Annotated in this window: 11 protein-coding genes and 1 pseudogene; 1 reads left to right on the forward strand and 11 read right to left on the reverse strand. The window is 38.6% G+C overall.

Annotated elements, in window-relative coordinates; genetic code table 11:
• A pseudogene (locus AC1DRF_RS10465) lies at positions 1-413 on the reverse strand (hypothetical protein); the annotation flags it as partial.
• A 136-nt stretch (positions 414-549) separates the two neighbouring features.
• Here AC1DRF_RS10465 and AC1DRF_RS10470 point away from each other — a divergent pair.
• Entirely contained in the window at positions 550-1,143 is a 594-nt protein-coding gene (locus tag AC1DRF_RS10470; RefSeq protein ID WP_025749640.1) for a YdbC family protein, read from the forward strand.
• Between the two features lie 32 nt (positions 1,144-1,175).
• On the opposite strand, the gene rpiA is transcribed toward AC1DRF_RS10470, so the two are convergent.
• From rpiA to AC1DRF_RS10520, 10 genes are all read right to left on the reverse strand, one after another.
• Positions 1,176-1,844, reverse strand: a complete 669-nt coding sequence (rpiA, locus tag AC1DRF_RS10475) for a ribose-5-phosphate isomerase RpiA (protein ID WP_025749641.1) — start codon at positions 1,842-1,844, stop codon at positions 1,176-1,178.
• A gap of 82 nt (positions 1,845-1,926) precedes the next feature.
• Positions 1,927-2,517, reverse strand: a complete 591-nt coding sequence (locus tag AC1DRF_RS10480) for a hypothetical protein (protein ID WP_043980032.1) — start codon at positions 2,515-2,517, stop codon at positions 1,927-1,929.
• Between the two features lie 132 nt (positions 2,518-2,649).
• Positions 2,650-3,408, reverse strand: coding sequence for a carbon-nitrogen hydrolase family protein (locus AC1DRF_RS10485; protein ID WP_427075603.1), 759 nt, complete (start codon positions 3,406-3,408; stop codon positions 2,650-2,652).
• A gap of 67 nt (positions 3,409-3,475) precedes the next feature.
• Positions 3,476-4,738, reverse strand: a complete 1,263-nt coding sequence (locus tag AC1DRF_RS10490; protein WP_013055731.1) for a PTS ascorbate transporter subunit IIC — start codon at positions 4,736-4,738, stop codon at positions 3,476-3,478.
• A gap of 3 nt (positions 4,739-4,741) precedes the next feature.
• The gene (locus AC1DRF_RS10495; protein WP_013055730.1) at positions 4,742-5,017 is read right to left on the reverse strand and encodes a PTS sugar transporter subunit IIB; all 276 of its coding nucleotides are present in this window, start codon (positions 5,015-5,017) and stop codon (positions 4,742-4,744) included.
• A gap of 15 nt (positions 5,018-5,032) precedes the next feature.
• Positions 5,033-7,051 (reverse strand): BglG family transcription antiterminator, encoded by a 2,019-nt coding sequence (locus AC1DRF_RS10500; RefSeq protein WP_477740708.1) that lies wholly within the window; start codon positions 7,049-7,051, stop codon positions 5,033-5,035.
• Between the two features lie 168 nt (positions 7,052-7,219).
• Positions 7,220-8,134, reverse strand: a complete 915-nt coding sequence (gene murQ, locus AC1DRF_RS10505) for an N-acetylmuramic acid 6-phosphate etherase (protein ID WP_047931788.1) — start codon at positions 8,132-8,134, stop codon at positions 7,220-7,222.
• Positions 8,135-8,169: 35 nt separating this feature from the next.
• Positions 8,170-9,078, reverse strand: coding sequence for a BadF/BadG/BcrA/BcrD ATPase family protein (locus tag AC1DRF_RS10510; RefSeq protein ID WP_477740709.1), 909 nt, complete (start codon positions 9,076-9,078; stop codon positions 8,170-8,172).
• The gene (locus tag AC1DRF_RS10515; protein ID WP_427075606.1) at positions 9,068-10,156 is read right to left on the reverse strand and encodes a DUF871 domain-containing protein; all 1,089 of its coding nucleotides are present in this window, start codon (positions 10,154-10,156) and stop codon (positions 9,068-9,070) included. Before AC1DRF_RS10515 ends, AC1DRF_RS10510 begins: the two co-directional genes overlap by 11 nt.
• Positions 10,153-10,488: a PTS lactose/cellobiose transporter subunit IIA gene (locus AC1DRF_RS10520; RefSeq protein ID WP_013055725.1), complete on the reverse strand. Its 336-nt coding sequence runs from the start codon at positions 10,486-10,488 to the stop codon at positions 10,153-10,155. Before AC1DRF_RS10520 ends, AC1DRF_RS10515 begins: the two co-directional genes overlap by 4 nt.
• Positions 10,489-10,582 lie beyond the last annotated feature (94 nt).

The raw sequence follows: 10,582 nt of genomic DNA on the forward strand, positions 1-10,582 counted from the left end.
CCTTTACTGCCTATTCCTAGAAAGCCACATTCCTTTTTTATACCAAGAAGCTGGCGGATTAAGGCTGTTTTGCCGCTTCCTTGTTCTCCGATTACATGAATGTACTCATACTCGCTGTCAATTTGTTCGCTCGTTCTTTTTTCAATATCGTTATAAAAAGCATTCACTACTCGTTCATCATATCTTGCTTTTGCTCTTCCTTTTGCAGTACTTGTCCAAAAATCCTGCACTCTCAGCAGTTCATTCATTTCTTCAACCAGAATGTCAATTTCATCGTGTTGCTCTGTATACATAAACCGTTTAACAAACGGGTGCGATCTTCCTCTTTCATCTTTTTTAAACGGATGCTGAAACATAATTGACCAGCCTTTTCGCATAGGAGATTGACAGGCTTTTGCACGAAAAACTTTCATTCATTTCCCCTTCTTTCCCTAACATTGTCCTATTTGAAATGTATGGCTTTTAAAGGGGGGATATGTCTATGATTTTCCTCTTTTTAGAAGGATTTTCCCTTCATTTATCGAAGTAATTAATTGAGGTGATGGGAGAATGTTGACAAAAATTGTGAAATGCAGCATACCGACTGATAAAAAAGCATCTTTTTCATATACGCAACAGCATTGGGCTGCTCTGGCACACGTGAATGGTTTCATTGGCCAATTAGGGGGTTGGAACGTGGAAGATGAAACAGATGCTTGTATTCTAGCTCTGTGGGAAGATGGAACAACTTATCAAGAATTCATGAAGCATACTCATGATTCTATTTTTTATAAAAGCAAGCAGGATCAAACATATACGAATTTGGACGTTTCAACATCAGATCCGTCCTACTTCATAGGAGCACGCTACAATTATTACCGAAGCAGCGCCATTGAAAGCCGTTATTTAGTAAAGACGGAAATTGAAGTCGATTTTTACGACAAAGAAGATATCCATGAGATGGTAAAAAGCTTAATAAATCCTTCTTATCGCTGTTTATCTCACGTTGTATCACCAATCGAGCATAGCAAGCTTATCATTTTTTCATTATACGGATCTGCTTGTCCGCAAAAAACAATTGATACTTTCGTTCATCCAAATGTACTGAACGCGTCTCAATACATATATCAATTAGAGAAAAATTGGAACGTTCTTTCCAATTAAAAAATAGAAGCCTAGGCCCGACGCCAAAGCTTCTATTTTTTTATGATATGAACATCTTGGTTTTGTACGGTAATGACTTCCTCCGTCATACCTACAAACAAACCGCTTTCTACTACGCCTGGGATCCTTATCAGCTGTTTTTCCAACTCAGCAGGATTTTCAATTTCCGAAAAATGGCAGTCTAGAATGTAATTTCCGTTATCGGTGATAAACGGCGTATGATCATCTAAAAGCCTAAGCTGCGGTACACAACCTGCACTGCGAATGTGCTTCGCCGTCATTTCCCAGCCAAAACGTATAACTTCAACAGGAAGAGGAAAAGCTCCTAGCGTCTTCACTATTTTCTTAGAATCTGCAATCACGATAAACCGCTTCGCTGCGTACGCAATCATTTTTTCTCGAAGCAGCGCGCCTCCTCCTCCTTTAATTAAAGAAAGTTCGCTATCTACTTCATCTGCTCCGTCAATTGCTATATCAATATATTCAACATCTGCTAAGGTAACAATGGGAATACCTAGTTTCCTTGCCAGCTCTTCTGTTTTTTGAGAAGTAGGAACCGCTTTGATGTGTAATCCATTTTTTACTCGTTCACCTAGTTTTACAATTGTATAATAAGCTGTTGAACCTGTCCCTAGCCCTACAATCATTCCATCTTCAACAAATTGTGCTGCTTTTTCACCAACTGCTTGTTTTTCAATCATACAAAGGCCTCCTTACTCATATTGTACCCGTTTACATAAAAAAGGAAAAGTATTATGAACCCTTACGTAAAAACTCAGCTGACTATTCAGCTGAGTTTTTTTGAAACTGTGTATTTAGAAGAATTTTTTCTACCCAATACTGCTGTTTTGTACTGTTTGTCTGTTCGCTGCTTTTTAGTTCAAACGTATAGTAAATATACTTGTCTGAATAATCATCATTCACATAAGCATGGTAAATGCTATGCTTTCCATCTCTTGTTTGTTTTTTCACATAAATCGTTGCATTTTTACCTTTTAACATGTAATCAGGCTGAAAAGCATCTATTTTATTTTGAGCTGCTTTGCTTTTTTTCTTAGAAAATAAAGCCGTTATTTTCCCAGCATTGTATGAATCATTTTCCTTCGTTGATGCTGTCCATACTTCACTTTCATCTTCACTGCTTTTATAAGAAGATTTATGAATAACATACTGAAGCGGAAACCACATCCTATATTGATTGGTATCCGAAGTAAATAATTCAAATCCATTGTCTGTTTGTTCATGATCGACCAAAAATGTACTCGTAAACTTATCTGCCTGCGCTTCACTTTTAAATTTCCCGCTTTGAAATAGCCAAATTCCTACGGCAATAACCAATGCTCCAGCTACTGATGCGACTTTTTTTCGATCCATTGTTTCCACACACCTTTTAATACCCCTTTAACTTTTGATAATACCATATTGACGTTTATATCGTCATAAGGAGAAATAACCAAAGGGTTATATGAGCGCACATGCTAATTTAACTAGAGAAAATAAACTTTTTTACAATAGTAAATTTGATAACAGACGCTGAGCTAACAGCCGGTTAGCCTCACCGGGCTCTAGCGTATACGTTAGTAGTTCTTGCTTTTCAGCTTTCGCTTTTATCAAACATTCACCCTTTGGAGAAAGAAGAGAAGTTGTGCTTTTTTGGTTCTCTAAGGCATAATTCACGCTTGCAAAGTAAATACCATTCTCCGTACTTCTTGCAATCATTGCATAATCATAAAACTTCGGATCTGGTACTTCACCAGTAAACTGTGGATGAAACACAATGCTTGCTCCTCTTATAGCAGCCCATCGGACAGTTTCAGGATAGCGCCATCCCTCATGGCAAATGACAATACCGAATTTCACGCCGTTTATTTCAAACAACTGGCGGCCATTTCCAGGCTTATAACCAAATTGATCTTCTGCTGGATCAATTTGATTTTTAGTTTGATACCCTAATTCTTTTCCATTTTCATCAATTACAAAAGCAGTTAAATGCATACCAAGTTCGTCGCGCCACTCCAGTGGTAAAATTACGTTGAGTTTTAACTGTTTGGCAAGCAACTTAACTCTATAAAGCGTATTTTGTTGAATTTCGTGATTGTATGTCTCAACTTCAAAACCCACTCCTCTAAGTCCCGGCACAATTGATTCTGGAAAACATGCAAGGTTACACCCTTCTTCTGCTGCTTGTTTCATATAATTTTCTACCTTTTCTATACCCTCTGCGGCTGACTTTGGAAATCCCACTTGAGCTAACCCAATTTTCATTCATTGCTCCTCCGTTTCCAATATCATAAAAAACTCATGCTACTAGCGTAACATGAGTTTTTTATCTTTACGTAAATAATTTAATTAGCATGCTAAGAAGAATACCTACCGCACTAAAGTCCGAATCTCCAAATGTTGTGCCTTTAAAACCTAACGACGCGAGAACAGGCAGTAAAATAGCCGGTAAAAAACTAATTAAGATTCCATTGGCAAATGACCCGACCACTGCTCCTCTTCTTCCCCCCGTCGCATTTCCAAATACTCCGGCAGCTGCTCCCGTAAAAAAGTGCGGAACGAGGCCTGGCACGATAATACTTAGACCAAATAGAGGCAAAAAGAACATTGAAATGAGACCTGCGATAAAGCTTGAAAAGAATCCAATGACCACTGCGTTAGGAGCAAACGGAAACACAGTTGGACAATCTAGAGCTGGAATGGCATTTGGTACCGCTTTGTCAGCAATTCCTTTAAATGCTGGTACAATTTCTGCTAAAAGCATACGAACACCCGCCAGCACGACATATACTCCTGCTGCAAAAGTGATTGCTTGAATTAGCGAGTACACAATAAAATTTTGACCCCCGCTTAATTTTGTTTCGATAAATGCAGGACCTGCAAAAAGTGCCACAACAATAAATAAAACGGTCATGGTCAGTGAGACAGAAACGGATGTATCCCGAAGAAATCCTAAGGATTGAGGAACTTTAATTTCTTCTGTTGTTTTTTCGCGATTTCCTACTCGCTTGCCGATAAACCCTGCTACTAAATAGCCTAAGGAACCAAAATGACCAACGGCAATATCGTTTGACCCTGTAATTTCACGCACATACGGCTGAAGCAGTGCAGGAAATAAAACCATTAAAATACCTAATAATAGTGCACCGATCAAAACCAAAGGTGCTCCCGTTAACCCGCCGGTAGATAAAATTGCTGCAATCAAACAAGCCATAAACATGGTGTGATGCCCAGTTAAAAAGATATACTTAAATTTCGTGATGCGCGCGATAATGATATTTACAATCATACCTAAAAGCATAATCATCGCTGTTTCTGTACCAAACGTTTGTTGAGCTACAGCTACAATTGCTTCATTATTAGGAATGATGCCTTCAACGGAAAACGCTTTATTAAACATTTTTCCAAACGCTTCAAGTGAAGCAATTAATATATTAGCTCCCGCTCCTAATATAAGAAAACCCATAATTGTTTTTAAGGTGCCTGATACAATATCTGCACTTTTTTTCTTTTGAAGCAACAAACCGATTAGTGCAAACAACCCTACTAGAATAGCGGGTGTTCCTAATATATCTTTCATAATTAAATCAAACATGGCTTACGCCTCCACGAAGTATTTTTGCAGTGCTCCTTTAATTTCCGCTTGATTTAAAATGTTTTGCAGTGCCACGACCGTGCGAGTGCCATCATCCAATTGATTTACAATATCTGCAGATCCTAAATAGATATCTGCCTGCTCCGTTTTACTAGTTGTTAAATCCGTATGAGATACCTGTGCTTCAACACCAAGCTCTACTAAAATTTTCTTTACATTCATTTCCACAATAAAACTGCTTCCTAAACCGTTTCCGCATACAACTAAAATCTTTTTCATTTTTTATCTCTCCTTTTAATTTGAGTAAGCTTCAATTAATGCAAGCATTTCTTGTTTTGTATTCATAGCAATAAGCTTGTCAATATTATCGTTTTCAGATAGCATCATTGAAAGCTGTGACAATGCTTTTAAGTGGGTTTCATTATCAGTAGCAGCAAGTACGATAATAAGCTGCGCTCCGTGCTGTTTTTCAGTAGAAAAATAGACCGGCTCCTTTAAACGAAGCATGCTCATACCCACACGATTTACACCTTGTTCCGGCCTTGCGTGAGGGAGCGCAACTTTTGGCGCAATAACAATATAAGGGCCTAACTGTTCTACACTTTTGATCATTGCTTCTACATAAGAAGGTTCAATATATTCATAGTTCAACAAAGGCTTGGCAGCCAGCCTAACAGCTGATTTCCAATCGTCTGCTGAATCTGTAAGCTGCAAGAATGGCTCTTGCAATACTTCATGCAACATTGGCTTTTTATCCTCTCTTACCATTTTTTTAGATTGCTGTATTACTAGTTTTAAATTAGCTAACAGAGCTGGTTCATCCTGAATATTTGCATGCTGCTTAATAATACCCATGATGGCTTGAGTGGTTAGCTGAGAAGAAGCTGGTTCAACTAAGTCGATTAACCGCTGCTTTTCATCATCCGTTAAAATAGGATTCACAAGCATCACATTCATTCGCTTTTTTAATGGCGTAGTTGTAATAACTAAATCATAGGTTTCTTTAAACTGCTCATAATCTCTTACCGTCATTGGCCCTATCAATTCAGCATCTGTTAACAGTTGTTCAAGCTGATACTGAAGCATACGGGACGTTCCAATTCCATTGGCACAAACAATAACAATACGCTTTTGTTTTTGCCTTCCCTCTTGTTTTTTCATCCATCCTCCGAAATGAAGAGCAAAATAAGAAATTTCGTCTTCATTAATACGTGTTTGAAGGCTGTTTTCCAAAGGAAGCAACGCTTTTTTTGTCAGTTCTACTATATCCTGATACTTTGTTTGAATAGCCGAAAGCATAGGGTTAGGGAGGTGAATATTATAGAGAAGCCTGTAATAAGCCGTCTTCAAATGAATATATAAATTTTGTTCAAGACGATTTCGATCTTCAAATACCACACAAGCATATGCTTGAAACCGTGATACCATTTCTTTTACAATGCTTCTCATCCAATCATCACTATCTGCTTGATTTACTACATTTACTTTTGCACTTAGTAAAACCGTGGCTAGATAATGTTTTTCTTGAGGTGGAAAACCAAATCCTAAAACGCTTTCAATTTCTTGGAGCGCTTTGTACTGCCTGGTTTTTTCTAATTCGTCTTTTCTAGTAATCAAGGCGTCTACATAGCGCTTGCCTCCAATACGCTGAATACAGAACGTGAGCATATAGGCTAATTGCGTCAGCATCTTGTCTGTAAACGCCATTCCCAGTTTATCTTCACACTCTACAAGCCAGTTATAAATCATTGAATATTCGTAATCTGCTTTCATGACCCTTTTCAACAACTCTTCTTGATGTTGACTTAATAATTCTGTGATGTGTATATAAAGCAAATTTCGAATGTCGCTTTCAGATCCTTTTACTTCGTACCCATCTTTATAGCTATATGTCAAAGATATGCCTTTCTTTGCCCACTTGTTTTTTAAGTCTTTAATATCTTGTAAGACAGTGTTGCGACTAACTTCTGTTTCATCCATGAGCTGCTGAGTTCCGATTTTCCCGCCTCGAAGTATACACATCAAAGCAACGTATATTTGCCGGTCCTCAACTGATAAGTAAGCAGATGGCATAACATGAGAAATTTGTTTAGCAACTTGGTCCTTTGCTTGATCGTTTAGAAAAAAGCCTTTCCCATATGTGTACTGAACAAACTCTAATTCTTGCTGACACAGCCAATCGTTAATTTTCTCAATATCATAATAGATAGTACGCCTTGACACTTGAAACTGCTTCATTAACTCTTGTACTGATATAAATGTTGCGGCTTGAAGCAAAACCTGCAATACGGCCGTACTGCGTTTGTCTAACAAATGAATCACCTTCAGTCCAATTCGTGCACAAATTGAAATACTTACTATGCTTTATGCTTTTACTATACTACGGGTCTTACAAAATGATTAGACCGAATTCACCCACATACATTGTGCAAAAAATGTACTCAACAAAAAAAGAAGTGCTGTATGCACTTCTTTTAAGAGTTAATCTTTAGTCGGCTGTTCCATTGCTTCTCCGATGGCTTTTTTTAAATGTCCGTCATGTTTATCAAGCAGCCGATGCACCTCATCACCTTCTGTAGAAGTAAGAAGCGCAAGAATGGCGGCTTTTGGCGTTTTGTATGTTTGTAAACTTTCCGCTGCCTCCTCTGGTGAGACGCCTGTTAGTTCCGCAATAATATTTTTAGCACGCTGTACGAGTTTATCATTAGTCGGCTGTACGTCTACCATTAGATTGCTGTAGACTTTACCAATTTGAATCATTGAAGCGGTCGTCAGCATATTAAGAACAAGCTTTTGGGCAGTTCCGGCTTTCATTCTTGTTGAACCTGTTACAACTTCCGGCCCTGATTCTGCTACTATTGCATATTTTGCTTCTTGTTCCATAGGTGATTGAGGAGAATTTACAACACAGCCCGTTACTGCTCCCAGGCTGTTTGCATACGCAAGCGCTGAGAGTGTATAAGGAGTTCTTCCGCTTGCAGCTATACCTACAAGAATATCTTTATTTGATAAATTAATCGCTTTCAAATCTTCTATCGCTTGTTTCTTATTATCTTCTGCTCCTTCTAACGCATGACGGAGCGCTTTGTCTCCCCCGGCTATGATCCCAATTACTTGTTCGGCAGGTGTACCGAATGTTGGTACACATTCAGATGCATCTAATACACCTAGCCGCCCGCTTGTACCTGCTCCGATATAAATAAGACGTCCGCCTTGTTTAAAGGCACTGACAATTTCATCTACTAACAGAGCAATAACAGGCAGCACTTTATTGATCGCCTGAGGCACTTGATGATCTTCTTCATTAATTTTTTTTACAATTTCCAGACTTGATAATTCATCAATGTTTAAGGTTTGCGGATTGCGTTTTTCTGTTAAGATATGATTTAAGTTCACTGTGATCCCCTGCCTTTTCCACCATCATTTTTTCTCTATTTATACTCGTTTATGAACAGCTGATAAGCTCCTTTAGCAGATGATACTCGCTGTGTTGCCCACTGGATATGCTTTATTTCTTTTTCACATGCTTTTTTATAAACATCAAACACTTCTGGAACTTCCGTTAAAATGCTGCCCTTGCATGACAGCAAGCAGCTCCCTTCAAACCGCTGTTTCTTATATAAATGAAGAGTCATGTTTGCAAGGTTCTTTCCAGCCTGTTGAAGAATGTCACTTGCTTCTTGTTTATGATTTCTCGCTTGATTTACAACAAGCGGAGTGAGTGAAGCAACCTCTGATTTAGGAGATGAATAGACAAACTTTTTTATATCGTGTATGGTATCTGCTTTTACATGTTGCAAGATTGTCTGACTAAGGCTGCTGTAAGGAAGGCTTTGATCATGCTCTTTCGTCAGCAATATCAGTGCTTGAAGACCAATCCAATATCCGCTTCCTTCATCTCCAAGAAGGTGTCCCCACCCTCCTCCGTATTCGTACACTCCGTCTTTTTTCCCAATGCTGACGGCTCCAGTTCCTGCAATGGTTAAAATCCCGTCTTTTCCGTGCAGTAGTGCTTCATGTGCAATCATGGCGTCATCATATAAACCTACTTCTACCTGATAACGATCATAAAAATATCTTTTTATTTCTTCTTTAGATAATGCTTTACTTCCAGCAAGCCCTAGTGAAATGCCTTTACATGTATGACCAGCAAGCGCAGTTTTGCACGCCGTAATACATTCATCAATATGAGTAATAGCCGTGTTGTAATTAATGAGCAAATTTCCATAGCCGCTTTTTGAAGCAGCGAGCTCTTGACCGTCTAAGCTATACGCAACGCCTTCTGTTTTTGTTCCCCCGCCGTCGATACCAATAATATAGTCCATTTTATCACCGCTCACAAAAAGCAAATTTGTCCCATGGCTGCAGTTCATTTAGTAAAAAAATTTCCTCTTCTGCAATGCGTCCTACTACGTTTGTTTTACCTGAGTTCTCCATGTCTAACAGCGCAATTTGCAGCTCTCCTTTGTACTGTCCATAGAGTTCATTTTCTATTAAAATATCGCCTCTTCGAATGGAAGGAGTATACGTAGGCTTGAATTCTTCTTTTTTATATTTTACTCGGCTTTGCGTAGAGCGAATTAAATAATCAGATACGTCTCCGCGGTAAAAATGAAACTCTTCCAGCACAATTTTTTTCTCAAGCTCGGTAATCGTATCATACAGGGTCACGTTAAAAGTAAAGCGCTCTTGCTGAACAACATCACGCAGCGCCTTCATCTCTTCTTCTGATGCATACGCATTCGCAATGATTGCACAATCAATTAATCCCGTTTTAAAAAGATGCTTAGCCTGCACGTCGATCGGAAGCGTGCGATGCATTTCAAGCGTACAAAGTCCTTCAGTAACAGGCCACGGTCCAAAAGTAGCGCTTGGTGAATTAATAAAGGCTGCTGTTTCAAGGTTATGTTCTTTAAACAATGCTGAACACTTCAAAAAGTGATCATACGACAACCCCGCATATCGATGAGGATAGAAGTTGTGCGACCCGAGCAGCTGCTTTCGATTCGGTCGGTAACTTAAAATATTATCCACATACTTCGTCGCATTACTCATATTAATTTCAATTTTTAAGCCGTATGGATTAAAGGTCATAATGGACTCTTCATTTCCCGTATACCCTAGATCAAGACGAATAGCATAAGCCCCTAATTCGTGAAAAAAAGATAAGTCATCATAAGAAATGCCAAGCGCTCCAAATACGCGAGGAGCGATGTCCACTACTACTTCCATCTCTAGCTCATTGGCAAACTCAATAATTTCTTTAAAATTTGCCATTACTTTTTTCTGATCGCCTTCAACAGAAAGCAAGCATGTAAAAATGCGGGTAAATCCGTATTGATGCGCAAGTGCTATATACGCTTTATCTTTTTCGACAGTCGAATGTTCCGGGTAAATCGCAATACCTAGCTTTTTCATTGATTTTCGCCTTCTTTTTTAAATTTTTTAATAAGCTTAATCATATGTTCAATTAATTTTTGCTCTGAAATAGCCGTCATTAAATGATCTTGTGCGTGAATTAAAAGCAGCGACTTTTCAATTGTTTTTCCGTTCAATTCACGTTGAATAAGCGCAGTTTGCGTTTTATGAGCATGACTGAGCTCTTCTTGAGATTGCTTTAAAAGTTCGTCAGCTTTATTAAAATCATAGTCTTCAGCTGCTTCTAACGCTTCATATGCAAGTGATCTGGCATTTCCTCCGTATGCAATAAGTTCAAAAATTTCATTTTCCATATTTGCTGCTTCTGTCATTTCTTCCATCCCCTTTTTTATAGTGTTACAGGCGTAATGTTTCCTAATATTACAGGAGACAAGGCGCCGGTTGCGCTTGGTACATTGCTTGGAT

Source organism: Priestia sp. P5_B4 (genome assembly GCF_056400385.1).